22 protein-coding genes are annotated in these 26556 nt (G+C 73.0%); 11 read left to right on the forward strand and 11 right to left on the reverse strand.

What is annotated here, in order from left to right; genetic code table 11:
• Window positions 1-68: 68 nt before the first annotated feature.
• Window positions 69-1181 (forward strand): LLM class flavin-dependent oxidoreductase, encoded by a 1113-nt coding sequence (locus tag FB388_RS13915; RefSeq protein WP_142101000.1) that lies wholly within the window; start codon window positions 69-71, stop codon window positions 1179-1181.
• Window positions 1182-1233: 52 nt separating this feature from the next.
• On the opposite strand, the gene FB388_RS13920 is transcribed toward FB388_RS13915, so the two are convergent.
• Window positions 1234-2007, reverse strand: a complete 774-nt coding sequence (locus FB388_RS13920) for an LLM class F420-dependent oxidoreductase (protein ID WP_142101002.1) — start codon at window positions 2005-2007, stop codon at window positions 1234-1236.
• 411 nt (window positions 2008-2418) lie between these two features.
• Here FB388_RS13920 and FB388_RS39925 point away from each other — a divergent pair, with 411 nt between their 5' ends.
• Window positions 2419-2916: a DUF742 domain-containing protein gene (locus FB388_RS39925; RefSeq protein WP_211361905.1), complete on the forward strand. Its 498-nt coding sequence runs from the start codon at window positions 2419-2421 to the stop codon at window positions 2914-2916.
• Between the two features lie 42 nt (window positions 2917-2958).
• Here FB388_RS39925 and FB388_RS13930 read toward each other — a convergent pair whose 3' ends face one another.
• From FB388_RS13930 to FB388_RS13940, 3 genes are all read right to left on the reverse strand, one after another.
• Window positions 2959-5085, reverse strand: coding sequence for a putative bifunctional diguanylate cyclase/phosphodiesterase (locus FB388_RS13930; RefSeq protein ID WP_142101007.1), 2127 nt, complete (start codon window positions 5083-5085; stop codon window positions 2959-2961).
• 89 nt (window positions 5086-5174) lie between these two features.
• Window positions 5175-5546: a hypothetical protein gene (locus FB388_RS13935; RefSeq protein WP_142101009.1), complete on the reverse strand. Its 372-nt coding sequence runs from the start codon at window positions 5544-5546 to the stop codon at window positions 5175-5177.
• A gap of 132 nt (window positions 5547-5678) precedes the next feature.
• Window positions 5679-8204 carry a DEAD/DEAH box helicase gene (locus FB388_RS13940; protein WP_142101011.1) on the reverse strand — a complete coding sequence of 842 codons (2526 nt, stop codon included), beginning with the start codon at window positions 8202-8204 and terminating at the stop codon, window positions 5679-5681.
• A gap of 63 nt (window positions 8205-8267) precedes the next feature.
• Between FB388_RS13940 and FB388_RS13945 the strand changes: the two genes are divergently transcribed.
• The 5 genes from FB388_RS13945 (at window position 8268) to FB388_RS13965 (ending at window position 14703) form a co-directional block, all read left to right on the forward strand.
• Window positions 8268-9830 (forward strand): ATP-dependent DNA ligase, encoded by a 1563-nt coding sequence (locus tag FB388_RS13945; RefSeq protein WP_142101013.1) that lies wholly within the window; start codon window positions 8268-8270, stop codon window positions 9828-9830.
• A gap of 66 nt (window positions 9831-9896) precedes the next feature.
• On the forward strand, window positions 9897-10643 hold the full coding sequence (locus FB388_RS13950; protein WP_142101016.1) for an HAD family hydrolase: 747 nt from the start codon (window positions 9897-9899) through the stop codon (window positions 10641-10643).
• Entirely contained in the window at window positions 10640-13000 is a 2361-nt protein-coding gene (locus FB388_RS13955; protein WP_142101018.1) for a glycoside hydrolase family 65 protein, read from the forward strand. Before FB388_RS13950 ends, FB388_RS13955 begins: the two co-directional genes overlap by 4 nt.
• A 69-nt stretch (window positions 13001-13069) precedes the next feature.
• Window positions 13070-13429, forward strand: coding sequence for a TraR/DksA family transcriptional regulator (locus tag FB388_RS13960; RefSeq protein ID WP_142101021.1), 360 nt, complete (start codon window positions 13070-13072; stop codon window positions 13427-13429).
• A gap of 215 nt (window positions 13430-13644) precedes the next feature.
• Entirely contained in the window at window positions 13645-14703 is a 1059-nt protein-coding gene (locus FB388_RS13965) for a DNA topoisomerase IB (RefSeq protein WP_142101023.1), read from the forward strand.
• 6 nt (window positions 14704-14709) lie between these two features.
• Here FB388_RS13965 and FB388_RS13970 read toward each other — a convergent pair whose 3' ends face one another.
• A complete protein-coding gene (locus FB388_RS13970; protein ID WP_142101026.1) occupies window positions 14710-15354 on the reverse strand; it encodes an SDR family NAD(P)-dependent oxidoreductase in 645 nt (214 codons plus the stop codon).
• Between the two features lie 146 nt (window positions 15355-15500).
• On the opposite strand from FB388_RS13970, the gene FB388_RS13975 reads away from it, so the two are divergent.
• Both FB388_RS13975 and FB388_RS13980 read left to right on the forward strand, forming a co-directional pair.
• Complete coding sequence (locus tag FB388_RS13975) at window positions 15501-16079, forward strand: type 1 glutamine amidotransferase domain-containing protein (protein WP_142101029.1); 579 nt, start codon at window positions 15501-15503, stop codon at window positions 16077-16079.
• A 51-nt stretch (window positions 16080-16130) separates the two neighbouring features.
• Window positions 16131-16751: a DUF6328 family protein gene (locus tag FB388_RS13980; RefSeq protein ID WP_211361906.1), complete on the forward strand. Its 621-nt coding sequence runs from the start codon at window positions 16131-16133 to the stop codon at window positions 16749-16751.
• A 1-nt stretch (window position 16752) separates the two neighbouring features.
• Here FB388_RS13980 and FB388_RS13985 read toward each other — a convergent pair whose 3' ends face one another.
• Together FB388_RS13985 and FB388_RS13990 are read right to left on the reverse strand one after the other, a co-directional pair.
• Entirely contained in the window at window positions 16753-17271 is a 519-nt protein-coding gene (locus FB388_RS13985) for an SRPBCC family protein (RefSeq protein ID WP_142101032.1), read from the reverse strand.
• Between the two features lie 28 nt (window positions 17272-17299).
• The gene (locus tag FB388_RS13990) at window positions 17300-18070 is read right to left on the reverse strand and encodes an RNA polymerase sigma factor SigF (protein WP_142101035.1); all 771 of its coding nucleotides are present in this window, start codon (window positions 18068-18070) and stop codon (window positions 17300-17302) included.
• A 309-nt stretch (window positions 18071-18379) separates the two neighbouring features.
• On the opposite strand from FB388_RS13990, the gene FB388_RS13995 reads away from it, so the two are divergent.
• Window positions 18380-20668, forward strand: coding sequence for a HelD family protein (locus FB388_RS13995; RefSeq protein ID WP_142103062.1), 2289 nt, complete (start codon window positions 18380-18382; stop codon window positions 20666-20668).
• Window positions 20661-21050, forward strand: coding sequence for an MmcQ/YjbR family DNA-binding protein (locus FB388_RS14000; RefSeq protein ID WP_142101038.1), 390 nt, complete (start codon window positions 20661-20663; stop codon window positions 21048-21050). Before FB388_RS13995 ends, FB388_RS14000 begins: the two co-directional genes overlap by 8 nt.
• 6 nt (window positions 21051-21056) lie before the next feature.
• Here the strand turns inward: FB388_RS14000 and FB388_RS14005 are convergent, their stop codons facing one another.
• The 4 genes from FB388_RS14005 to FB388_RS41060 all read right to left on the reverse strand — a co-directional run bounded on the left by FB388_RS14005 (window position 21057) and on the right by FB388_RS41060 (window position 26537).
• A complete protein-coding gene (locus FB388_RS14005) occupies window positions 21057-21824 on the reverse strand; it encodes a 3-oxoacyl-ACP reductase (RefSeq protein WP_142101040.1) in 768 nt (255 codons plus the stop codon).
• A 24-nt stretch (window positions 21825-21848) separates the two neighbouring features.
• A complete protein-coding gene (locus tag FB388_RS14010) occupies window positions 21849-22565 on the reverse strand; it encodes a gamma-glutamyl-gamma-aminobutyrate hydrolase family protein (RefSeq protein ID WP_142101043.1) in 717 nt (238 codons plus the stop codon).
• Entirely contained in the window at window positions 22546-23889 is a 1344-nt protein-coding gene (locus tag FB388_RS14015; RefSeq protein WP_425468560.1) for a glutamine synthetase family protein, read from the reverse strand. Before FB388_RS14015 ends, FB388_RS14010 begins: the two co-directional genes overlap by 20 nt.
• Before the next feature lie 119 nt (window positions 23890-24008).
• The gene (locus FB388_RS41060) at window positions 24009-26537 is read right to left on the reverse strand and encodes an amino acid permease (protein WP_342787898.1); all 2529 of its coding nucleotides are present in this window, start codon (window positions 26535-26537) and stop codon (window positions 24009-24011) included.
• Window positions 26538-26556 lie beyond the last annotated feature (19 nt).

Raw genomic sequence — 26556 nt, forward strand, 5'->3', positions numbered from 1 at the left:
GGGTGTGGTCGGCGGTGTGTCCGGGCTCCTGACGCCCGCCATCGCACCACTACCCCAAGGAGCAGGACATGCCCGTGGAGTTCCTCGGCATGGGAGCCACCAACGACGGCACCGAGACCAACTCCCGGTCCGGCCCCGCCTTCGACCCCGAGTACACCGTGGCGCTCGCCCGCGCCCACGAGGAGTCCGGCTGGGACCGGGTCCTCACCGCGTACGGCAGCGGCAGCCCCGACCCCGCCCAGGCCGCCGCACTGATCGCCTGCCGAACCGAGCGCCTGCAGGTGCTCGTGGCGCACCGCCCGAACGTCTCCTACCCCACGTTCGCGGCGAAGACGATCGCCACGCTGGACGTCATCAGCGGCGGTCGCACCACCGTGCACGTCATCACCGGCGGCAACGACCACGAGCAGCAGCGCGAGGGCGACACGCTGCCCAAGGACCGCCGCTACGACCGCACCCGCGAGGCGATCCAGATCTTCAAGAAGGCCTGGACGTCACGCGAGCCGTTCGACTTCCACGGCGAGCACTACCGGTTCACCGACTTCGTGCTCGACGTCGAGCCGGTGCAGAAGCCCCGCCCGCGGATCTCGTTCGGCGGCTCGTCGCCCGCCGCGTACCAGGTCGGGGCCGAGGAGGCCGACATCTACGCGCTGTGGGGCGAACCGCTGGCAGGCACGGCGGAGCAGGTCCGCACGATCACCGAGCTCGCGGCGGCCGCCGGCCGCCCGGCCCCGGCGTTCCAGGTGGCGTTCCGCCCGATCCTCGGCCGCACCGAGGAGGAGGCCTGGGAGAAGGCCTACGCCACCGTGGCCCGCATCCAGGACCGCACGAAGGGCGGCACGGCGCAGCTCACCCGCCGCCACAAGCTCACCGACCCGGAGAACGCGGGCTCGCAGCGCCTGCTCGCGGTGGCCGAGCAGGGCGAGCGGCACGACCGGGCACTGTGGACGGTCACGGCGAAGGCGACCGGTGGCGCCGGTAACTCCACGGCTCTCGTCGGCACGCCGGAGACGGTCGCGGCCGCGCTGCTGGACTACTACGACCTCGGCGTGCGGATCCTGTCGGCTCGCGGCTACGACCTGCTGGAGGACGCGAAGGAGTTCGGCCGCGAGGTCATCCCGCTCGTACGGGCGGAGGTGGCCAGGCGGGACGCGGAGCAGCGCGCGTCGGTGCCGGCCTGATCCGGCTTCTGCCCACTGGTGGTGGCCGGTGCGGCCGGCCACCACCACGCGGTCAGCGCCCGGCGTCGCGCCAGGCCACCCACTCCTTGACCAGACCGAGGTCGTAGTCGGGGCCTCCGACGCCGATCGTGAAGAGGCTCGCGCCTGCGGCGATCAACCCGTCCGCGACCTCCTGCGGCGGTGCCGACACGCCGATGGAGCGCTCGATCTCGGCCGGGTCGCGGCCGACGTCGGCGCAGTGGCGGTCAAGGATCCCGCTCTTGCGGGTGAACGTGTCGAGGTCGCCGAAGCTGTGCCAGATGGTGGCGTGCTCGGCGGTGTAGCGCAGGGTCTTGCGCTCCCCGCCGCCGCCGATGAGCACCGGGATGTCCCGCGTGGGTGCCGGGTTGAGCTTGGACCAGCGGTCCCGGATGCGGGGGAGCGCCTGCGCGAGGTCGGCCAGCCGGGCCCCGGCCGTGGCGAAGTCGTAGCCGTACTCGTCGTAGTCCCGCTGGAACCACCCGGCGCCGATCCCCAGGATCAGGCGGCCGCCGGAGATGTGGTCGACGGTGCGGGCCATGTCGGCGAGCAGCTCGGGGTTGCGGTAGCTGTTGCAGCTGACGAGGGCACCGATCTCGACCCGGCTGGTGGCCTCGGCCCACGCGCCGAGCATCGTCCAGCACTCGAAGTGCTTGCCGTCCGGATCGCCGTAGAGCGGGAAGAAGTGGTCCCAGTTGAACACCACGTCGACGCCGGCTTCTTCGGCCTCGGCGACGGCGGCTCGGATCTGTGCGTAGTCGGCGTGCTGCGGTTGCAGCTGCACACCGATCCGGATGGGCTGCGTCATGCCTTGATCCTTCCACCTCCGGCGGCAGCAGCGGGTGCGGGATCATCTCGCTCTGCGTAATCGCATGATCACGACTTGTCATGGCGGTGGAACGAATCAGTAACGCGATCGTAACGGCCTGTCGACATGGTGGACCCACTTCGGAGCGATGGGGGTGGCCACGAAGTGGACACGGGGGACGATTCCGGGCCTGCGATCGGCACAACAGGAGCGCGGTTCGGGGGAGCGTCACGACGGAAGCGCACCGCCCGCCGCAAGTCGGCGGAGGCCGACCAACCGCCGACGGCCGAGCCGGCACCGGAGGCGGACACCGCCGTGATCCCGGTGGTGCAACAGAGCCCGCTTCCCCGTTCCGGGGCACGGCAGCACGGCGCGCCGGCCGAGGTACCCGTAGAACAAGCTCCCGAGGCCGTGGTTCCCGACGGATCGGCGATCGGGCTGACCGGCGCCCGCTTCGGTGGCGCCCGCAAGGAACCCACCCCGCCACCGGCGCCCGCCGAGCCCGCCGCTCCCGAGATCCCCGAGGCTCCCGCGCCCCCACCCGAGGAACCACCTCCACCGCCGCCGGACGCGGAGGAACCCGTCGCCGCCGGTCCGGCGATCGTGCGGCCGTACGTGTACACCCGCGGCCGCACCCGCTCGACGTTCGAGCTCTCGATCGAGACGCTCGTGTCGGCGGTCCCGCAGGCGAAGCCGACCGGGCTCACCGGCGAGCACCACATGGCGCTGGGCCTCTGCCAGGAGCCGCGGTCGGTCGCCGAGCTCGCGGCACGCGTGGGCGTGCCCCTCGGGGTGGCGCGCGTGCTCGTCGGCGACCTCGCGGCCGCGGGCGCCGTGGCCGTCCACCGCGCCGACGGCCCCGACCTGGACCTCATGCAGCGCGTGCTCACCGGCCTCAAGAGGCTGTGACGCCAGAAGACCCCGTGCCGCCGGAGGAGCCGGCGCCGGTCGTCAGGCAGGCCCGACCGGACCGCGGAGCAGGTCCGGAACGGCCGATGCGGGCACCGGCGGGGCGAAGTACCAGCCCTGCCCGGTGTCGCAGCCGAGCTTGCGCAGCCGCTCCAGCTGCACCGAAGTCTCCACGAACTCGGCGGTGACCGACAGGCCGAGCGTGTGGGCGAGCTCGACGAGCAGGGCGAGCACCTCGAGGTCGACCTCGTCGTAGTCGGAATCGCCTCCCTTGTCGGGATCCCGGGCGAACGGCCGCGTGACGAAAGGCCCCGCGAGCTTCAGCGCGTGCACCGGCAGGGTCCGCAGGTAGGCGAGGTTCGAGTAGCCGGTGCCGAAGTCGTCGATGGCGATCCGCACCCCCATCTCCGCCAGGGCGCGCAGCGCCTCGAGCGGCTCGCCCGTGGTGCCCATGAGATCGCTCTCGGTGAGCTCCAGCTGCAGCGCGTGCGCGGGCCAGCCGGACTCGGCGAGGATGCGCGCCACGTCGTCGACGACCCCCGGCTCGCGCACCTGGCGGGCCGCGAGGTTGACGCTGACGAACAGCTCGGAGTCCGGGTCCTCCGCCTGCCAGCGGACCGCCTGCCGGCACGCCTCGGAGAGCACCCACCTCCCGAGCGGCACGATCAGACCGGTCTCCTCGGCGACCGGGATGAACACGTCCGGCCCGATGCGGTCGCCGCCGGGCTGCTCCCAGCGCACGAGCGCCTCCACCCCGACCACCCGCTGGTCGGAGAGGCGCACCAGCGGCTGGTAGTCGACCACGAACTCGCCCGCCCCGAGGGCGTCGGGCATCCGGGCGGACAGCTCGTACCGGGCGACGGCGGCGCGGTGCCGCTCGGCGTCGAACCGCGCCACCCGGTTGCGGCCGTCCTTCTTCGCCCACTGCAGCGTGGTGTCGGCCGCCTTCATGAGGTCCGCCGCGTTCTCGAGCTCACCCGCGCCGGACGAGCTGTCCTCGCGCTCGACGACCCCGACGCTGGCGGACACGAGGATCCGGTGCGGGCCGGACACGACCGGGCGCCGCACCACGTCGAGGGCGTGGCGTGCCACGCGGAGCGGTTCGCCGGGGTCGGGGCGGTCGGCCGGCTGCTCGACGAGCACGACGAACTCGTCGCCCGCCATCCGAGCGACCAGGCGCCCGGCGCCCCCGATCTCGTCGGCGAGCCGGTGCGCCACGGTCTGCAGCACGTGGTCGCCGACGTCGTGGCCGAGCGTGTCGTTGACGGCCTTGAGGTCGTCGACGTCCAGGTAGCAGACGCCGACGTGCCGGCCGGCGGCGAGCGCCGACTCCAGCCGCTCGAAGAACATGGTGCGGTTGGGGAGACCGGTGAGGGGGTCGTGCTGGGCCTGGTGGCGCAGCGACGTCTCGAGGCGGTGCCGCTCCGTGACGTCGGCAATCATGACGACGATGAAGCGGGGCGCGCCGTCGGGCGCCCTGACCAGCGAGAGGACGATGTCGGCCCAGATCGTGGTGCCGTCGGCGTGCGAGTAGGGCCGTTCCAGCCGGACGTGCTCCAGCTCCCCGGCCTGCATCGCACCCAGCTTCTGCCGGTGCTCGTGGTCGTCGGCGGGGATGTAGTCCTCCACCCTGCGGTGGAGCACCTCGTCGGCCGGGCGGCCGAACATCTCGCAGAGCGCCCGGTTCACCTCGACGATCTCGCCATCGGCCGTCACGATCGCGATGCCGATCGCCGCGTCGGCGAACAGCGCGCCGAAGCGGGCCTCGCTCGCCCAGCGCGCCTGCTCGGCGGCGGCCCGCGCGGCGAACGCGGCCGTGGTGAGCCGCTCCTGCTCCGCGCGCGTGCGCTCCTGGAGCGCGGCGGCGTAGCCCGCTGCCAGCGCGGCGAGGACGGTGGCACCACGGTCGGGATCGACCCGCGCGAGGGACGGGCCGAGGACGGTGAGCGTCTGCCCGAGGGCGGACGGGTGGGTGAAGTGGGTGTCCACCAGCCAGCGCCCCACGGCGTCGGCCGCCTCCGGACCGGCGGTGCCGGACGCGGCGTCGAGCAGCGTGCCGGCGCGGTCGACGAGTGCGGCGCGCAGCTCGCGGCGGGGGAGCGGCACGAACCCCGCCGCCTGCACCGAGCCCGCCCACGCGGTTCCGAGCGAATGCGCGTCGTCACCCATGCCCGCGCCCCCGCTCGTGCCCCTGACCGCCCGGGTCCAGGGGCGATCTTGGTCGGAGCCTACCGCTCCTCGCCGCTCGCGGCGCTCGTTCAGGGCGACTGGCGGGGGCGCCCACCGCGGCGCATGTCGCCGGTCGTGGTGCGGCGGCCGGGGTCGAGCAGCCGCTTCCACTTGGCCTGGGCGGCCTGCCGGCTCGACAGCTGCGCCTGCACGGCGTCGGCGACCTGGGCCCACGTGAGCCCGTCGGCGCGCAGCTTGCGGATGAGGTCGCGCTCGTAGTAGTCGGCGAGCCGGCGCATCTCGCCGACGAGCGCGTACCAGGCGGCCGCGGCGTCCCGGGTGAGCCCGCCGTCCTTGGACACCTCCTTGAGCCGGTCGAGCCGCCCGGTGACCGACGGGTCGGGCCGCGCGATCATCGGGTCGACCCGGTCGAGCCAGCGCACCGCATCCTCGTACTTCATAGCTGTCAATGTTTCATTGACGCCCTCGAATCGTCAACCGATCATGGACACGGCGCGCCGGACGTCAGCAAGGCCACCTTCCCGACGTCACGGGTCCGGGAGGTGGCCTTGCTGACGTGGGGGAGTGGCCGGTCAGCCCCCGAGGGGTTCGACGCCCGTCACCCAGACGACCGGGCTGCCCTGCTCGTCGGACGCGGACAGGTCGACCTCCGCGGTGATGCCCCAGTCGCGGTGGCCTTCCGGGTCCTCGAGGACCTGCCGGACGAGCCAGCGCTCGGGCTCCTCGGTGACGGTGAACAGCTGCGGGCCCCGCGCGTCCGGGCCCGTGCCGATGCCGTCGTGACCGTGCTCAGCGAAGTAGGGGGCGAGGGCCTCCCGCCACGCGTCGGCGTCCCAGCCGGCGTCGGCGTCGAGCTCGCCCAGCTCGTCGAAGCGGCGCAGGGCGGCGAGCTCGACGCGGCGGAACATCGCGTTGCGCACGAGCACGCGGAAGGCCCGCGGGTTCGCGGTGACCGCGGTCGGGGTGGCGTCGAGCGACGGAGGCGCGGGTTCCTCGCCTGCCCCGGCGCCCGAGGCGAGCGCCTCCCACTCGTCGAGCAGGCTGGAGTCGACCTGCCGCACCAGCTCGCCCAGCCACGCCTCGACGTCGGCGAGCTCCTCGGTCTTCGCCTCGTCCGGCACGGTCTGGCGCAGCGCGCGGTAGGCGTCGGCGAGGTAGCGCAGCACGAGGCCCTCGGACCGGGCGAGGCCGTAGTGCCCGATGTACTCGACGAACGTCATCGACTTCTCGAACATGTCCCGCGCCACGGACTTCGGTGACAGGTGGGCGTCCTCGACCCACGGGTGCCCGCTCCGGTAGGTCTCGAGGGCGGCGTGGAGCAGCTCGTCGAGGGGGCGCGGGTAGGTGACGTCCTCGAGCAGCGCCATCCGCTCCTCGTACTCGATGCCGTCGGCCTTCATCGCGGCGACGGCCTCCCCGCGGGCTTTCTTCTCCTGCGCGATCAGCACGGGGCGCGGGTTGTCCAGGGTGGCCTCGAGCACGGACAGGACGTCCATGGCGTACTGCGGCGACTCCCGGTCCAGCAGGTCGATCGCGGCGAGCGCGAACGGGGACAGCGGCTGGTTGAGCGCGAAGTCGAGCTGGAGGTCACCGACCAGCCGGACCCGCCGGCCCTCGGCGTCGGGCTCCGGCAGCTCCTCCACGACGCCCGCGGTGCGCAGCGCCCGGTAGATGGCGATGGCGCGCCGGATGTGGCGGCGCTGCCGCGCCCGCGGCTCGTGGTTGTCCTCCAGCAGGTGCCGCATCGCGGCGAACGCGTCCCCCGGCCGGGAGATCACGTTGAGCAGCATCGCGTGGGTGACCGCGAAGTGGCTGGTGAGCGGCTCGGGCTGGGCGTTCTGCAGCTTCTCGAAGCTCGTCTGCGACCACCCGACGAAGCCCTCGGGCGGCTGCGTGCGCACCACGCGGCGCCGCTTCTTGGGGTCGTCGCCCGCCCTCGCGAGCCGCCGGGCGTTCTCCACCTCGTGGTCGGGCGCCTCGGCGACGACCGTGCCGACGGTGTCGTAGCCCGCGCGCCCGGCGCGGCCGGCGATCTGGTGGAACTCCCGTGCCTTGAGCGGGCGCGTGCGCTGCCCGTCGTACTTCGACAGCGCCGTGAACAGCACGGTGCGGATCGGCACGTTGATCCCGACGCCGAGGGTGTCGGTGCCGCAGATGACCTTCAGCAGCCCGGCCTGCGCCAGGGTCTCCACCAGCCTGCGGTAGCGGGGGAGCATGCCGGCGTGGTGCACGCCGATGCCGTGGCGCACCAGCCGCGACAGCGTCTTGCCGAAGCCCGCGGTGAACCGGAACCGCCCGATGAGGTCGGCGATCGCCTGCTTGTCCTCCCGCGACGTCACGTTCACGCTCATGAGCGCCTGCGCGCGCTCGATCGCGGCCGCCTGGGTGAAGTGCACGACGTAGACCGGCGCCTCGTGCGTCTGCAGCAGCTCGGCGATCGTCTCGTGCAGCGGTGTGAGGACGTAGCGGAAGTGCAGCGGCACGGGCCGCTCGACCGAGGTGATCACCGCCGTGTCCCGGCCGGTGCGGCGGGTGAGGTCCTCGCGGAAGAACGACACGTCGCCGAGGGTGGCGCTCATCAGCAGGAACTGCGCCTGCGGCAGCTCGATCAGCGGCACCTGCCACGCCCAGCCCCGGTCGGGGTCGGCGTAGAAGTGGAACTCGTCCATCACCACCGAGCCGACGTCGGCGCCCGGCCCGGACCGCAAGGCGATGTTGGCGAGGATCTCCGCGGTGCAGCAGATGATCGGCGCCTTGTCGTTCACCGCGGCGTCCCCGGTGAGCATGCCGACCTTCTCGGCGCCGAAGGTGTCGATGAGCTGGAAGAACTTCTCGCTGACCAGCGCCTTGATCGGAGCGGTGTAGAAGGTGCGCTCCCCGCGGGCGAGCGCCGCGGCGTGCGCGCCGACCGCTACGAGGGACTTCCCCGACCCGGTCGGCGTCGAGAGGATGACGTTGCCCCCGGTGACCAGCTCCAGCAGCGCCTCCTCCTGCGCCGGGTAGAGCGAGAGCCCGCGCTCCTCGTACGCCCAGTCGGTGAACGCCTCGACGAGGGCGTCGGGATCGGGGGCGGGGGGAAGCCGGTCGGTGAGGGTCATGATGGCCCCGATCGTCCCCCACGGAGGATGGCGGCGTGACGCCGGCCAGCTACGGTGGCTGTCGTGACGGAGCGGGGGACCCGAGGTGGCGTGCCCGCCCTCGTCCCGCCCATGCAGCCGGGCACCGTCACCGGCGACCCGCCCACCGGATCCGACTGGGTGGTCGAGGTGGCGTGGACGGGGCACCGCTGCATCGCCTACGTCGAGCCCGGGCGGCGGGTGCGGCTGCTCTCGGGGGCAGGCAACTCGATGAGCTCCGCATACCCCGAGCTGGCCGAGCCGCTGCTGCGCCGGTCACCGCCGGGCGGCATGGTGCTCGACGGCACCCTCGTCGCACGCGGCGAGGAGCACGCCGTCCGGCCCCGGCTCATCGCGCGCCGCAGCGCCCGCCACCGCCCGTCCGAGGCGACCATCCGGCGCATCCCGGTCGACTTCCAGATCGCCGACCTGCTGTGGCTCGACGGGCACAGCACCACCGGCCTGCCCTACGCCGACCGGCGCGCGCTGCTCGACCGGCTGGGCTTCGCCAGCCCGCCGGTGTGGATCACGTCCCCGCTGCCGGCCACCGAGATCGACACGATGCTCGCGATCGCCGAGCAGAAGGGCGCCGACGGCCTGCACGCCCGGCACCTGCGCGGCCGCTACCACCCAGGGGGGCGCTCCCGGTTCTGGCTGCGCGTGCCGGTCACCCGCACCCGCCAGGTGCTCGTGGGCGGCTGGACGCCCGCCGACCCGCACCGGCCCGAGACGGTCGCCACCCTGCTGCTCGGGGCTCCGGTGGAGGACGCACCGGGCGCCCTCCACTACATCGGCCGCGTCGGGGTCTCGCTCGGCGAACGCCGCAGGCTCGCCGCGGCGCTCGCGGAACGCGAGCAGGACGCGCCCCCGTTCGTCGGCGCCGTGCCCACGCTGGCGGCCCGCAACGCCCGCTGGGCTCGCCCCGACCTCGTCGGGCTCGCCGAGTTCTCCGGCTGGATCGGCGGCGACCGCATGCGCCGCCCGTACTGGCGCGGTCTGCTCGACGCGGCGGACGTCCACGAGGACCGGTGGGCGCGCCCGCCCGAACCCGCACCCGCCGCTGCGGCTCCGGTGGAGCCGGCGTCCGAGCCCGTTCCGGCGCCCGAGTCGGAGCCCGAGCCCGAGCCCGAGGAGATCAGCGCGGAGCCCGCCGCGCCGGAACCGGCGGCGGGCACCACCGAGGTGCGGCGGCTGGAGCAGCACTTCGTCTACAACTCCCTGAACACGATCGCCGCGCTGATCCGCACCGATCCGGGCCGGGCCAGGGACCTGCTCATCGGGTTCGCGGACCTGTCCAGGGCCGCCGACCAGGTGGGCGGGAGCACGCTGGGCGACGAGCTCGCGGCCGTCCACGGGTACCTGCAGCTCGAGCAGGCCCGTTTCGGCCGCCGGTTGCGGGTCACGGTCGACGTGGCGCCCACCCTGCACCCCATCCCGGTGACGCCGATGCAGATCCTCGCCGCCGTGCGCGACGCGGTGCAGCGTGACATCGAGCCCCGGCCGGAGGGGGGCCTGCTCACCCTCGCCGCCCGGCCCGTCGAGGGCGGGTGCGAGGTGCAGGTGACGAGCGGTTCGGCCGCCGCCCGGACGATCCGCCTGTCCTCGTAGGGCCACACCCGCACGAGTCGGCCACTCCGCCTCCCCCAATGATCGCGGGCTCGGTACCGTGCGCACATGCTCGGCCTCCCCGACGGAACGCGCGCGTGCCTCTTCGACCTCGACGGCGTGCTCACCGATACCGCAAGCGTCCACGCGGCCGCGTGGAAGCAGATGTTCGACGAGTACCTGCGGGCCCGGGCCGAGCGGGAGGGCACACCGTTCCGGGCGTTCGACATCGCCACCGACTATGCGGCCTACGTCGACGGCAAGCCGCGGATGGCGGGCACCGACTCGTTCCTGCGCTCGCGCGGGATCGAGCTCCCGGAAGGTGGACCGGACGACGCCCCGGACGCCGACACCGTGTACGCGCTCGCCACCCGCAAGAACGCACTGGTCCAGGAGAAGATCGTCACCGTCGGCGTCGAGGTGTACCCGGGTTCGGTGCGCTACCTGCACGCGGTGAAGGACGCCGGGCTCGCCACGGCCGTCGTGTCGTCGTCGGCGAACGCCGGGCAGGTGCTCGAGGTCGCAGGCCTCGCCCACCTCATCGACCACCGCGTCGACGGGGTCACCGCGAAGGAACGCGGCCTGCCCGGCAAGCCCGCTCCCGACACGTTCCTCGCCGCGGCCGCCGACCTCGGGGTCGGCAAGGACGAGGCCGTCGTGTTCGAGGACGCCCTCGCGGGTGTCGCGTCCGGCAAGGCGGGCGGGTTCGGGTTCGTCGTCGGGGTGGACCGGCTCGGGCAGGCCGAGGCGCTGCGCGCGCACGGCGCCGACATCGTCGTCACCGACCTCGCCGACCTGCTGGGGGGCAAACCATGAGCCCTGACCCGGGTCGCGCGTTCGCCGTGGAGCCGTGGGTGGTGCGGGAACCGCGGCTGGACCTGGACCGGATGGGCCAGGTCGAGTCGGTGTTCGCCCTGTCGAACGGGCACATCGGGATGCGCGGCAACCTCGACGAGGGCGAGCCGCACGCGATGCCGGGCACGTACCTGAACTCGTTCTACGAGCGGCGGCCGCTGCCGTACGCGGAGGGCGGGTACGGCTATCCCGAGTCCGGGCAGACGATCATCAACGTCACCAACGGCAAGCTGATCCGGTTGCTGGTGGAGGACGAACCGTTCGACCTGCGGTACGGGCAGCTGCGGCGTCACGAGCGCGTGCTCGACCTGCAGGCGGGCACGCTCACCCGCGAGGTCGAATGGTCATCGCCCGCGGGCCGGATGGTGCGGGTGCGCTCGACGCGGATGGTGTCGCTCACCCAGCGCGCGATCGCCGCGATCGAGTACGAGGTGGAGGTGCTCGACGCGCCCGCCCTTCTCGTGCTGCAGTCCGAGCTGGTGGCCAACGAGCAGCTGCCCGCCCGGGACGAGGCCGACCCGCGGGTGGAGGCGGCGCTCACCGACCCGCTCGTGGCCGAGCAGCACCGCTGCGACGAGGCAGGCGCCACGTTGCTGCACCGCACCCGCCGCTCCGGGCTGCGGGTGGCCGCAGCGATGGACCACGAGGTGCACGGGCCGGAGGGGGTGAAGGTCGCCTCCGAGGCCACCGAGGACATCGGCCGCACCACGGTGATCGCCCGGCTCGAGCCCGGCCAGACCCTGCGGCTGGTCAAGTACCTGGCCTACGGCTGGTCGTCGCGCCGGTCGCTGCCCGCCCTGCACGACCAGGTGCGGGCGGCGCTCGCGGCGGCCCGCTACACGGGCTGGGAGGGCCTGCGCGGTGAGCAGCGGGCCTACCTCGACGACTTCTGGCAGACCGCGAACGTCGAGATCGACGGTGACGCCGAGCTGCAGCAGGCGGTCCGCCTCGCGGTCTTCCACGTGCTGCAGGCCGGAGCCCGGGCGGAGCGCCGCGCGATCGGGGCCAAGGGCCTCACCGGCGAGGGCTACGACGGGCACACCTTCTGGGACACCGAGACCTTCTGCCTCCCCGTCCTGTCCCACCTCGCGCCCGACGCCGCGGCCGACGCGCTGCGCTGGCGGCAGTCGATCCTGCCGCTCGCCTACGAGCGGGCCGAGCAGCTGGGTCTGCGAGGTGCGGCGTTCCCGTGGCGCACGATCCGCGGGCAGGAGTGCTCGGGGTACTGGCCTGCGGGCACGGCGGCGTTCCACATCAACGCCGACATCGCCGACGCCGTCCGGCGGCACGTGGCGGCCACCGGTGACACGGTGTTCGAGCGGGAGGTGGGCCTGGAGCTGCTGGTGGCCACGGCGCGGCTGTGGCGCTCGCTGGGCCACCACGACTCGGCGGGGGAGTTCCGGATCGACGGGGTGACCGGGCCGGACGAGTACACCGCGATCGTCGACAACAACGTCTACACCAACCTGATGGCGCAGCAGAACCTGCGGGTGGCCGCGGACACGGCGGCACGGCACGCGCGGGCGGCCGCGAAGCTCGGGGTGAACGCGGAGGAGATGGCGTCCTGGCGGGACGCCGCGAAGTCGATGCGGATCCCGTTCGACGAGGTGCTGGGGGTGCACCCGCAGGCGGAGGGGTTCACCCACCACCAGGTGTGGGACTTCGAGAACACGCCCCCGGAGAAGTACCCCCTGCTGCTGCACGTGCCGTACTTCGACCTGTACCGCAAGCAGGTCATCAAGCAGGCGGACCTGGTCCTGGCGATGCAGCTGCGGCCGGACGCGTTCCCCCCGGAGCAGATGCGGCGCAACTTCGCCTACTACGAGGCGCTGACGGTGCGGGACTCGTCGTTGTCGGCGTGCACGCAGGCGGTGGTGGCGGCGTGGACGGGGCACCTGGACCTGGCCTACGACTACCTGGCCGAGGCCGCGCTGGTGGACCTGGACGACCTGGCGGGCAACTCCGACCACGGCGTGCACATCGCCTCGATGGCGGGCACCTGGACGACGGTCGTCGTCGGTTTCGGCGGGATGCGCATGGACAACGGCGGGATCACGTTCTCGCCGCGCCTGCCCCCTGCGCTGTCGCGGATCTCGTTCGGGCTCAGGTGGCAGGGCAGGCAGCTGCGGGTGGAGATCCGGCCGGACGAGGCGGAGTACAGCCTGGTGTCCGGGCCGCCGATGCGGTTGCGCCACCACGGTGAAGCGCTGGCGCTCGCCGAGGAGCCGCAGGTGCGGGCGATCCCGGCGTTCGACCCGCCCGAGCCGGTGGAGCAGCCGTACGGTCGTGGCCCGAAGGCCCGCCACCCGGGCAGCTGAGCGGCCGGGGGCGTACGCGCTCGCGGATCGGGTACGTGATCGGGACGCAGAGCACGAAGGAGGACGCTCGTGGACCCCGACCGCGCCCGACATCTGCTGACCGACGAGCTGAGCGCGCTGGAGGACCGGCTGCGCGCAGCGGAGGAGAACCGCGCCGAGGCCTCGGCGGACACCCTCGGCCAGGAGGGCGCCCTCGGTCAGCACCCCGGTGACTACGGCTCCGAGGTGAACACGACCATGGAAGCGAAGATGAGCGTCGACACCCTCGTCGAGCAGCGCCGCCGCGTCCTGGACGCGATGGAGCGGCTCGACGGGGGCGAGTACGGGCGGTGCGCCGTGTGCGACCGCGAGATCGACGACGAGCGCCTCGAGGCCCGCCCGGAGGCGCGCACCTGCCGCGAGCACGCCGACACCCCGGTGGTGACGTAGCGGTCGTGCCGTAGCCGCCACGCGAGCTCGGACGCCGGACTCGCCCGCTCGGACGCAGGACTCACCCGCGAGTCCGGCGTTCTGGCTGGGCGAGTCCGGCGTTCCGGCGCGCTCCGTTCGGCGTCTCCGACGGTGGTGGCGCGTCCGAGCATCGCTCCTGGACAGGCGGTGAACGGGCCGGGTTGATCGGGCCCGCGCCGGGGTAGCTGGAGGGCGTGAGCGAGGTTCTCGAGGGGCTGGTCCGGGCCGATCCGGCCGAGCCCGGCTTCGTCCGGCGACGCAGAGGCCGGGGATGGAGCTTCTACGACTGCGCGGGCGAGCCGATCACCGATCCGGCCGAGATCGCGCGCATCAAGTCCCTCGCGATCCCGCCCGCGTGGCAGGACGTGTGGATCTGCCCCGACCCGGACGGCCACATCCAGGCCGTGGGGACCGACGCGGCGGGCCGCCGCCAGTACCGCTACCACGAGGAGTGGCGCCGCCTGCGGGACAAGGAGAAGTACGAGCGCGTGCTGACCCTCGGCGCCGCCCTCCCCGAGGTGCGCCTGGAGCTGGTGCAGCGGCTGCAGGAGAAGGGGCTCGGCCGCGAGCGGGTGCTCGCCGCGGGCGTGCGGATGCTCGACGTGGGCGTCTTCCGGCCGGGGGGTGAGGAGTACGCACCCGGTGACGACGACGAGGACGGCACGTTCGGGCTGGCCACGCTGCGTCGCGAGCACGTGCAGCTCAAGCGCGGCGCGGTGCTGTTCTCCTACCCGGCCAAGGGCGGCATCCCCCGCACGCTGGCGCTGCGCGACCCGCTGCTGCACAAGGTCGTCAACTCGCTGTTGCGCCGCCGCGGGGGAGGGGAGGACCTGCTCGTCTACCGCAACGGCCGCGGGTGGCACGACGTGCGGGCCGAGGACCTCAACGCCGCGGTCAAGGAGATCATCGGGGAGCAGTACAGCTGCAAGGACCTGCGCACCTGGAACGCCACCGTGCTCGCCGCCGTCACGCTCGCCGCGGGGGTGGCGCGTGGCGGGGTGCCCGACAAGGAACGCGCCCGCAAGCGGGTGGTGAACCAGGCGATCAAGGAGGTGTCGACGCATCTCGGGAACACCCCGACGGTCGCGCGCAGCTCCTACGTCGATCCGCGCGTGATCGAGCGGTTCGAGGAGGGGCGCACCGTGCTGCGGGCCCTGCAGCGGCTGGAGAACGGCTCGGCCATGCCGGACCTGACCGAGGACGCCACCCGAGCCGCCGTGGAGCGGGCGGTGGTGCGGCTCATCACCTCCTGAGAGGTGTCAGTGCACCACGTCGTGGGTCCAGACCTCCCGCGGCTGGTGGTGGAGCCGCCAGTAGTGCTCTGCGACCTCGTCGGGGTCCCAGGGGCCGCCGGGCGCGACCGGACCGGCGACCGTGACCGTCGCGACGTGCACCCCGGACGGGCCGTACCGCTCGTGGAGCATGGCGGCGAGCGCGCGGACCCCGGCCTTGCCCAGCGACAGCGACACGTACCCCGCCTTCGGCTCCGGCATCCCGCCGGTGATCAGGAACGTGCCGCTGCCCCGCGTCGCCATCGCCGGGAGCACGTGCGCCGCGGCCGTGAGTGCGCCGAGGACGTTGACCGACCACGCCTCCAGCTGGCCGGCCGCGGCCAGCTCTCCCGGCGCGTCCGGCCGCACGAGGGCGGCGTTGTAGACCACGACGTCCGGGACGCCGAAGCGAGCCGTGGCCGCGTCCAGCGCGGCCCGCAGGCCGTCCTCGTCGGCGACGTCGGCCGTCAGGGCGAGCAGGTCACGGGTGTCACTCGCGATCGCGCCCGCGACGGCGTCGAGGGTGGCCCGCGTCCGGGCCACGACCGTGACCGGCATCCCCCCGCCGGCGAACCGCTCCGCCACCGCCCGTCCGATCCCGGCCCCCGCTCCCAGCACGACCGCGCCCGCCATGTCCGGCTCCTCTCCGTCGTGTGGGGACGGTAGGGCCTGACACCGGTGTCAAGGTCAACACGCGTGTCGGCCCGCCGGGGCGTAGCCGCCCCGATGCCGGGTACGCGACACGCGGACCCCAGGACGAGAGAGCGGAAGGACAACTCATGACCGGCAAGCTGGACGGCAAGCGGATCGCCATCCTCGCGACCGACGGCGTGGAGCAGGTGGAGCTCACCGAACCCCGCGACGCCGTGACCCGTGAGGGCGCCCGCACCGAGATCGTCTCGCTGTCCGACGGCGAGATCCAGGCGATGAACGGCGACATCGAGCCCGCCGAGAAGTTCACCGTCGACAAGGTGGCGAAGGAGGTGTCCGCGGCCGACTACGACGCCCTGATCATGCCCGGCGGCACGGTGAACGCCGACCGCCTGCGGATGGACCCGGACGTGCGCGGCTTCGTGCAGGACGTGTTCCGCGCGGGCAAGCCGGTGGGGGTGATCTGCCACGGCCCGTGGACGCTCGTGGAGGCCGACCTGGTGCGTGGCCGCACCCTGACCTCCTACCCGAGCCTGCGCACCGACATCCGCAATGCGGGCGGCACAGTCGTCGACGAGGAGGTCGTCACGGACAACGGGCTGGTCTCCAGCCGCAACCCCGGCGACCTGCCCGCGTTCTGCGCGAAGATCGTGGAGGAGTTCGCCGAGGGCGAGCACCGGGTGCACGACGAGGGCGCGACCGTATAACGGGCGCATCGTTGCCGAGTCGTGCGTCACTCGTTCGGGTAGTCATGCCCCATGACGAAGTGGCGCTCGGGCACCGGTAGCCGGGCCGACGGGCGTGGCGAGGGTCCGCTGCAGCGCGCCGACCGCAACATGATCGAGCTGCTGCAGGAGCTGCGCGTTGCGCAGACGGGCGTGCAGATCCTCTTCGCGTTCCTGCTGACGCTCTCGTTCACCGAGCGCTTCGGGTCGATCGACGAGATCCAACGCTGGACCTACGTGGTCACGTTGCTCTGCTCGGTGCTCACGGCGGGCCTGCTCGTCGCCCCGGCAGCCGTGCACCGCGTGACGTTCCGCCGCGGGCTGAAGGTGGAGACGGTGCAGCTCGGGCACCGCCTCTTCACGCTCGGCCTCGGCGCGCTCGCCCTCACGCTCACCGGCTGCGTGCTGCTGGTGCTCGACGTCGCCGTCGGGCTGTCGTTCGCGATCTCCTGTGCGGTCGTGGTCTGCCTCGGGCTGTGCCTGCTGTGGTTCGTGCTGCCGATCCCGCTGCTGCGCCGCACGCATCTGCCTACGGCGTTCCACGGCGGCGACGGCGAGGGCAGCGGCGACAACGACGGCGAGGACAGCGGGGAAGACGACGGCGGGCCGCCGCCCGGAGATCGGGCGACGACCCGCGAACCGACGTCGGCGTGAGTCAGCCGGGCAGGTTGCCCGGGAGATCGGTGGAACCGGTGGAACCGGACGGGGGCGTCTGGGGGCTGCGCCCGACGTCGCCGCGCCAGCCGCCCTCCTCGCGGCCGCGGGACTCGATGAACTCCTTGAAGTTCGCCAGGTCGCCCTTCACGCGGCGTTCGATGATGCCGAGCGCCTCGCCCGCCTTCTCGGTGAGGCCCTCGGGCTCGTGGTCCATCTGCAGGGTCACGCGGGTGTGCCTGTCGTCGAGGCGGTGGAACGTGACGACACCGGACTGGCTGGGGCCGTCCACGGTCCGCCAGGCCACCCGCTCGTCGGGGTGCTGCTCGGTGATCTCGGCGTCGAACTCGCGCTCCACGCCGGCGATCTTCGTGACCCAGTGCGTGCGGGTGGGGGTCACCTGGTCGATGCGCTCGACGCCCTCCATGAACTTCGGGAACGACTCGAACTGAGTCCACTGGTTGTAGGCCGTGGTGACGGGCACGTCCACGTCGACGGTCTGCACAACGTTGGTGGTCATGCCGCAGACATACCCGGCAGATCGGCACCTATCCGTCCTCCGTCATCCTCCGTCGCAGCTGCGCGACCGTCTGCGACAGCAGGCGGGACACGTGCATCTGCGAGATACCGACCCGGTCGGCGATCTGGGTCTGCGTGAGGTTGCCGAAGAAGCGCAGCAGCAGGATCGTGCGTTCCCGCTCTGGGAGCTCGTCGAGCAGCGGCGCGAGGGTCTCGCGGTACTCGACCTTGTCCAGCTCCACGTCCACGTCGCCGAGGGTGTCGGTGAGGGGTGTGTCGGCGCCTGCCACCAGCTCGTCGAGGGAGCTGCTGCGGTAGGCCTGCTGGGCGTCGATGCCCTCCACGACGTCCTCGGTGGGCAGGCCGAGCCGCGCGGCGATCTCGCTGGGCCGCGGCGCGCGCCCCAGCTCCTGGGACAGGGGGCCGATCGCGCTGTTGATCGTGCTCTGCAGGTCCTTGAGCCGCCTCGGCACGCGCATCGACCACGTCCGGTCGCGGAAGTGCCTGCGGATCTCGCCGGTGATGGTGGGCACCGCGTAGGAGAGGAAGTCGATGCCCCGAGCGGGCTCGAACCGGTCCACGGCGTTGAGCAGCCCGACGGTGCCGGCCTGCTCGAGGTCGTCGACCGGTTCCCCGCGGCCCGCGAACCGGCGCGCGATGTGCTGCACGACGGGCAGGTACCCGGTGACGAGCTTGGCCCGCAGCGCAGGCCGCTCGGGGTGGTCCGGTGGCAGGGCCGCGAACTCCTCGAACAGCGGTGCGAGGTGGCCGTAGTCCGAGTCCCGGGACGTGTCGCTCATCGAGCGGCCTCGCAGGCGCGCTCGCGAGCTGGACGGGGCGGGGACGCCGTGTCGACGACTCGCTCGCTCGTCCGCACGCCCTGATCGCACGGGAAGACCGGGAGGTGCACGCGAAGACCTACCCGCGGCCTGCCGACCAGAAACCCGGCCGCTGGTACGTTCGTAAGTCGCCCTGTCGTACGTCACGCCCGCGAAGGTGATCTGCCGGTGTCGAAAAGCACGTCCCCCGCGGTGCCGGACGCCCGCATCCCGAACCAGCTCCCCGGCCGGCTCGAGGACGGGATCGAGCACGAGCGGGCCTACGTCCACATGCTGTACGAACGCCTCGACGCGCGGCGGGCCGAGACGGCCCGGCGGCTGTCGAACGTGCTGCACGACGAGACGGTCGGCACGCCGCAGGCGCTCACCGAGCGCGACGCCGCGGCAGCCATGTACACCGACCGCCTCGCCGCGCTGCGGGCCGCCGAGCACGGTCTCGCCTTCGGCCGGCTCGACGCCGAGGACGGCGAGCGCCGCTACATCGGCCGCCTGGGCCTGCTCGACGAGGACAACGAGTACGAGCCGCTCCTGATGGACTGGCGGGCGCCCGCGGCCCGCCCGTTCTACACGGCCACCGCGGCGTCCCCCGAAGGCATCCGGCGCAGGCGGCACCTGCGCACCCGCCGCCGCGACGTCATCGCGGTTGACGACGAGGTGCTGGACCTCGACGACGCCACGGCGGCGTCCCAGTCCAGCGGTCTCACGAGCGAGGCCGCCCTGCTCGCCGCCGTCGACGCGCGCCGCACCGGCCGGATGGCCGACATCGTGGCGACGATCCAGGCCGAGCAGGACGCCATCATCCGCTCGAAGCCGTCGGGGGTGCTGGTCGTGCAGGGCGGCCCGGGCACCGGCAAGACCGCGGTGGCCCTGCACCGGGCCGCGTACCTGCTCTACACCCATCGCGACCGGCTGGCCCGCCGCGGCGTGCTCGTGGTGGGGCCCAACCCCACCTTCCTGTCCTACATCGGGCAGGTGCTGCCATCGCTCGGCGAGACCAGCGTGGTGCTCGGCACCGTCGGGCAGCTGCACCCGGGTCTCGACGCGCGCCGCTCGGAGCCCGCCGTCACCGCGGCCGTGAAGGGGCGGGCGGAGATGGCGGCGGTCGTCGCGGCCGCCGTCCGCGACCGCCAGCAGGTTCCCCGCCGGCCCGTCGAGCTGGTCGTGGAGGGCCAGCCGGTACGGCTCGACCGCGATGTCGCCCACGCCGCCCGCACCCGCGCCCGCCGCTCCCGCAAGCCGCACAACGAGGCAAGGCGGATCTTCCGCAAGGAGGCCGTGCGGCTGCTCGCCGAGCAGGTGGCGCGCACCCTGACGAGCCCGGGACGGCGCGACCTGCTCGACGCGGGCGACCTGGCCGACATCCGCGACGAGCTCACCGAGAGCCGCGAGCTCGCCCGCGAGCTGGACGCGCTGTGGCCGACGCTGTCGGCCGAGCAGCTGCTCACCGACCTGTTCGCCGACCGCAAGCGGTTGAACTCGGTGGCGCGCAGGCTGCCCGCCGGCGACCGCGACCTGCTCCACCGGCCGGCCTCCGCCGACGACGTGCCGGCCGACCAGCGCTGGACCCCGGCCGACGTCCCGCTGCTCGACGAGGCCGCCGAGCTGCTCGGCGACGACGGCTCGGAGGCGGCGGCCCGCGAGGCGGCCGCGCTGCGCGAGGAGGTGCTCTACGCCCAGGGCGTCCTCGACGTCCTCGACCTCGAGGAGGACCTCGACCCGGAGCTGCTGCGCGCCACCGACGTCATCGACGCCGACCGGCTCGCCGAGCGGCAGGCGACGCGCCGCTACGACTCCACGGCGGAGCGGGCGGCCGCCGACCGCGAGTGGACCTACGGCCACGTGATCGTCGACGAGGCGCAGGAGCTCTCGCCGATGGCGTGGCGGCTGGTGATGCGCCGCTGCCCGAGCCGGTCGATGACGATCGTCGGCGACATCGCGCAGACCGGCGACCTCGCGGGCGCCCGCTCGTGGGACGAGGTGCTCGCGCCGTTCGTCGAGCGCCGCTGGCGCCTCGAGCAGCTCACGGTCAACTACCGCACCCCGTCCGAGATCGCCGACGTCGCCGACGACGTGCTCGCCACGATCGAACCGGGCCTCGCGCCGCCGCGCTCGGTCCGCAGCACCGGGGTGCCGCCGCGGGCCGTGCCGGCCTCGGCGGGCAGCCTGGAGGACACCGTGGCGAAGGTGCTGGCCGAGGAGGCGGGCGCGGTCGGCGACGGCCGCACGGCGGTGCTCGTGCCCACGGGCCGCCTGGACGAGCTGCGGGTCCGGCTGCTCGGTGCGGACGACACCGAGCGGACGGAGGGGGCCGACGGCACCGACGGTTCGGGCGGCGCCACGGTGGACCTCACCGCTCCGGTGGTGGTGCTCCCGGTCTCGGCGGCGAAGGGCCTCGAGTTCGACGCCGTGATCGTCGTGGAGCCCGCCGAGCTGCTGGCCGAGTCGCCGCGCGGGCGGGGCGACCTGTACGTCGCCCTCACCCGCGCCACCCAGCGGCTCGCCGTGGTGCACGCCGAACCGCTGCCGGCGATGCTGCACAAGCTGCAGAACGGTGGCTGACACGCCGCTGCTGCTGGCCGGGGTACGCAGGCGCTGCCTGGCTCTGCCGGAGGTGACCGAAGGCCGCACGCACGCAGCGCCCACCTGGTTCGTGCGCGGCAGGCGGTCGTTCGTGAAGTTCGTCGACCCCGACGAGCACCCGCAGTTCGACCTGCCGCACGTCGCGATCTGGGCGGCGGCCCCGCCGGGGGCGCGGCAGGAGCTGGTGGCCGCCGCGCCGGATCGCTTCTTCGCGCCGCGGTTCGGCGGGCGCGACTGGGTGGGGATGCGGCTCGACACCGGGCCCGACTGGGACGAGGTCGGCGAGGTCGTCACCGACGCCTACCGGCAGGTGGCGCCGAAGTCCCTCCTCGCCCGGCTTGGCGGGCCGGCGAACAGCTGACCCGCCCTACACCGGGGTGACGTAGGCCCCGGAGATGCCACCGTCCACGAGGAAGGTGGAGGCGGTGATGAAGCTGGCGTCGTCGCTGGCGAGGAACGCGACCGTGGAGGCGATCTCCTCGGGACGGGCGAAGCGGCCCATCGGGATGTGCACCATGCGGCGCTGGGCGCGCTCGGGGTCGGCGGCGAACAGCTCCTGCAGCAGCGGGGTGTCGACCGGCCCGGGGCACAGGGCGTTGACCCGGATGCCCTCGCGCGCGAACTGCACACCCAGCTCCCTGGTCATCGCGAGCACCCCGCCCTTGGAGGCGGTGTAGGAGATCTGGGAGGTCGCGGCACCCATCACCGCCACGAACGACGCGGTGTTGACGATCGCGCCGCGGCCCTGGCGCTGCATGTGCGGGATCACGGCCTTGCAGCACAGGAACACCGAGGTGAGGTTGACCTCCTGGACCCGGCGCCACGCGTCGAGGCCGGTCTCCAGGATGGAGTCGTCGTCCGGCGGCGAGATGCCGGCGTTGTTGAACGCGACGTCGACGCTCCCGTAGGCGTCGACGGCCGCGGTGAACAGCGCCTCCACCTGCGTCTCCGAGGTGACGTCCGTCTGCACGAAGAGCCCGCCCACCTCGTCGGCGGCGGCCTTGCCGGGGCCCGGGTCGATGTCGGCGACGACCACGCGCGCGCCCTCGGAGGCGAGGCGGCGCACCGTGGCGAGCCCGATGCCGCTGCCGCCACCCGTCACGACCGCTGTGCGGCCGGAGAACCTTTCCGTCATGCCCGCGAGCCTAGATCCTGAGGTCTAGACCGTAACCGCTGCGGTGACCAACGCCGCCATGAGGCGGACGTCGGTGGCGTCCTCCTCCGGGTGCCACTGCACCCCGACCACGAACGGGACGTCGGCCAGCTCGACCGCCTCCACGAGCCCGTCGGTCGCGCGCCCGGTGACCACGAGGCCGTCCGCCAGGCGGTCGAGGGCCTGGTGGTGGTGGCAGCGCACGGTCGCGGTCGAGCCGAGGGCCGCCCCGACCCGGCTGCCCGGCTCCAGGGCCACCTCGACCGTGCCGAACACGCCGGGGGAGGGGTTGTGCCCCGAGTGCCCCACCGCGTCGGGCACGTGCTGCACGAGGGTGCCGCCGAGCCCGACGTTGAGGACCTGCGCGCCCCGGCACACGCCGAGCACCGGGATCCCGCGTTCGAGGGCGCGGTGCAGCACGGCGAGCTCGGCCGCGTCCCGCTCCGGACGCGGCTCGCCGGTGCGCGGGTGCGGGCTGGCTCCGTAGCGGTCCGGGCCGACGTCCGGACCGCCCGCGAGCACCACGGCGTCGAGGCGGTCCACGGCGGCCGCCGACTCCAGGACCGGCGGGAGCAGCACCGGCACCCCGCCCGCGGCGATCACGACGTCCGGGTAGGTGCGCGGAAGCAGCACGGCAGCGTTGTCCCAGACCCCGTAGCGGGCGCGCTCCCCGTACGCGGTGATGCCGACGAGCGGCCGCGGGCTAGAGCCGTTCGAAACCACGCCTGCGCTCCCAGTCGGTGACCGCCACGTCGAACGCGGCCAGCTCGACCCGTGCCGCGTTGCTGTAGTGCTCCACCACCTCGGTGCCGAAAGCGGTCTCCGCGACCTTCGACCCGGCGAACAGCTCCGCCGCCTCGCGCAGCGTCGTGGGCACCCGGGAGCCGCTCGACTGGTAGGCGTTGCCCGTGAACGGCGGCGCGAGCGGCAGCTCGTTCTCGATGCCGTGCAGACCGGCCGCGATCAGCGCGGCCACCGCGAGGTAGGGGTTCACGTCGCCCCCCGGCACCCGGTTCTCCACCCGCAGCGACGGGCCGTGCCCGACCACCCGCAGCGCGCAGGTGCGGTTGTCCAGCCCCCACTCCACGGCGGTGGGGGCGAAGCTGCCCTCTGCGTAGCGCTTGTAGGAGTTGATGTTCGGGGCGAAGAGGTAGGTGAGCTCGCGCAGGCAGGCCTGCTGCCCGGCGACGAAGTGCGCGAACAGCTTCGAGAAGCCGTGCTCGCCCTCGCCCGCCGACACCGGGCCGTCCTCGCCCCGCAGGGAGATGTGGATGTGGCAGGAGTTGCCCTCGCGCTGGTCGTACTTCGCCATGAAGGTCAGCGCCATGCCGGCCTGGTCGGCGATCTCCTTGGCACCCGTCTTGTAGATCGAGTGGTTGTCGCAGGTGGCGAGGGCGTCGGTGTAGCGGAACGCGATCTCGTGCTGGCCGAGGTTGCACTCGCCCTTCGCCGACTCGACCACCATCCCCGCGCCCGTCATGCCGTTGCGGATGCGCCGCAGCAGCGGCTCCACCCGGGCGGTGCCGAGCATCGAGTAGTCGACGTTGTAGAGGTTCGCCGGCTCCAGGTCGTGGTAGCCCTTGCGCCACGCCGAGTCGAACGAGTCGGCGAACAGCATGAACTCCAGCTCGGTGCCCACATCGGCGGTGAGCCCGTGCGCCGCGAGCCGGTCCAGCTGGGCGCGCAGGATCTGCCGCGGGGACGCGACCACCGGCGCACCGTCGGTCCACTGCACGTCGCACAGCACGAGCGCCGTGGCCTCGTGCCACGGCACGAGACGCAGCGTGCTCATGTCCGGCACCAGCACGAAGTCGCCGTAGCCGCGCTCCCAGCTCGACATCGCGTAGCCGCCGACCGTGTTCATCTCGACGTCGACCGCGAGCAGGTAGTTGCACGCCTCCGCGGCGTGCGGGGCGACCTCGTCCAGGAAGTACTGCGCGGCGCACCGCTTGCCCTGCAGGCGGCCCTGCATGTCGGTGAACGCGACGAGAACGGTGTCGATCGATCCGTCCTCGACGGACGAGCGCAGCTGCTCGAGGGTGAGCATGCCGGGGCGGGCCATGGGAGTCCTTCCGGGTGGTGCGGTTCACGACGAACCGCACTCCCGCCGGAAGGTTGCCCGTCGGGAGTGCGGTTCGTACAGCGGTCGTGCGCCTTTCTACGCCTCTACGCGGAGGCGCCGGCGTCGGTGCCGGTGGCGCTCGCGGGCACGGTGCCGTTGGTGGTGGCCTCGCGCCGGAGCTCGTCGAGCAGCTCCGCACGCAGCTCCGCCTTCAGCTCGGCCTTGAGCTCCTCCTTCAGCTGCGCCCGCAGGTCAGCATCGGCCTCTCCGGGCGCCGCCGCGTCGGTGGCGACGACCGGTGCGGTCGTGGCCTCGTCGGCGGTGACCTCGGACCGCTCCTCGGTGACCGCCGGAGCAGCAGCGGTCGCGGCGCCCGCGGTGACGACACCCGCTGCGGCAGCGGTGGTCCCAGCGGTGGTCCCAGCGGTGGTCCCAGCCGTGCCGGTCCCACCCTCCTCCTCGCGGGGCTGCTCGGTCGCGACCGCGGCCTCGGTGCCCGCGTCGGCCGCGGGCTCCTGGACAGCCTCGGTGCCGGTGACCGGCTCCTTGGTGGCAGTTTCCTCGGTGGCCGGGTCTGCGGTGGCCGGGACTGCAGTCGCCGGGTCCGCACTGACCGGGTCCGCGATCGCCGGGGTCTCCGCCGTCTCAGCGGCCGTCTCGGCGTCCGGGGTCTCGGTCGCAGTCTCGGTCGTGGTGGCGGTGTCCTCCGCCCCATCCGTGGTGTCGACCTTCGCCACGTCGGCCGTCGCGTCGCTCTCCGCGGCCGCTGTCTCCCCGGCCTCGGACTCGGCCACCACCGGCTCCGTGACTACCGGCTCCGTTGCCACGGTCTCGGTGGCCACGGGCTCGGTGGCCACGACCTCGGACTCCTCCGCTGCATCGGCCTTCGCGTCGACCTCGTCATCGGCCTTGACGACCTCGTCGTCGGCCGGGTCGGCCTTGTCACCGGCGTCGTCGGCCTTGTCGTCGGCCTTGTCGTCGGCGGTCTCGGTGTCCGTCCCGACCTTCTCGGCCACGGCCACCGCACCTGCCGCGGCCCCCGCACCTGCGGTCGCTGCAGCGGCACCCGGGGCGTCCCGGTGAGCCTCGGCGTCCAGCTGCGCCTCGATCGTCTTGAGCTCCTCCTCGGACCCGGCCTCCCGCACCGGCCCGGTGAACCAGTTCCGGGCCGACAGCAGGTACCACCCGCCGAACAGGATGAGCGCGCCGAACACGGTGATCGGGGCGTAGTTCACCGACTCCCAGCTGAAGTCCTCAGCACCGGGGATGCCCTTGGGCGAGAGCGGCATGAGGAAGAGCACGCACACGAGCGCGATCCACGCCACCGAGACGGGGGCGATCCACTTGTAGTGGTTACCGAGGCTCCACGCGCCGCGCTCGAACCGGTCGCCCGCCTTGATCCGCAGGATGATCGGCAGGGCGAACGCGATGTAGAGGCCGATCACCGCGATCGAGGTGCCCACGGCGTAGCCGACGACGCCGTTGGCCAGCGTCGGGAGCATCAATGCCCAGGCGAGCACCGAGATCGCGGTGACGGCGTTGACCGGCACGCGGTTGGCCGCGACCTTGCGCCACAGCCCCGAGAACGGCACCGCCCGGTCGCGGGAGAACGCGAACATCATCCGCGATGCCGACGTCACCGACGCCGTGCCGCAGAACAGCTGGGCGATCACGGCGATGAGCAGCAGGAACTCGGCCCACGTCTCGCCGAGCGACTCGGTCCAGATGTAGACCACGGCGTTGCCGGCGGCGTCGAGGGTGCCCTGCACGTCCGGCACCGCGAACGTGACCGCGACCAGCAGGATGAACCCGAACACCACGGACACGACGACGGACATCACCATGCCGAGCGCCGACGCGCGCGAGGCCTGCCGGGTCTCCTCGCTCATGTGCGCGGACGCGTCGTAGCCGGTGATCGTGTACTGCGCCATCAGCAGCCCGAGGCCGAAGACGAACACGATCGCCGAGTCGGAGAAGCCGGAGTTGTTGATGACCTCGCCGAACACGAACCCGGCGGACTGGTGGTTGTCCGGGACGGCGATCAGGATGGCGACGATCACGATGACGCCGACCATGTGCCACCACGCCGAGACCGTGTTCAGCAGCGCCAGGACGTTGACGTTGAGCAGGTTCAGCCCGAGCTGCAGCGCGACGATCACCGTCAGGGTGATGAAGACGGCCCCGGTGTCGGTGCCGACGGCGTCGGGGAACCACAGGTTGAGCAGAGCCGTTGCGAAGAGTGCAGAGCCGTACTGGATGGCGGCGGTCACGGCGATCTGACCGATGAGGTTGAACCAGCCGGTGAACCAGCCCCACGCCGGCCCGCCGAGCTTGGAGGCCCAGAAGTACAGCGCACCCGCCGTCGGCATCGCCGAGGCGATCTCACCCATCGCCATCGACACGAGCACGCAGAACGCGCCGACGAGCAGCCAACCCCAGGTGATCGCGATCGGACCACCGTTGTTGAAGGCGAGGTAGTACGACGTCAGACATCCGGCGAGGATCGAGATGATCGTGAAGGAGATGGCGAAGTTCGAGAACCCGCCCATCTCGCGGTAAAGCACCTGGGCGTAGCCGAGGCGATGGAGGATCGCCTCGTCTTCGGTGCGCTCGGCACTCTCGGTGGCAGCCACGTGGCTCCTTGGTGATGAA

The sequence above is a fragment of the Pseudonocardia cypriaca genome (genome assembly GCF_006717045.1).
GTDB lineage: Bacteria > Actinomycetota > Actinomycetes > Mycobacteriales > Pseudonocardiaceae > Pseudonocardia > Pseudonocardia cypriaca.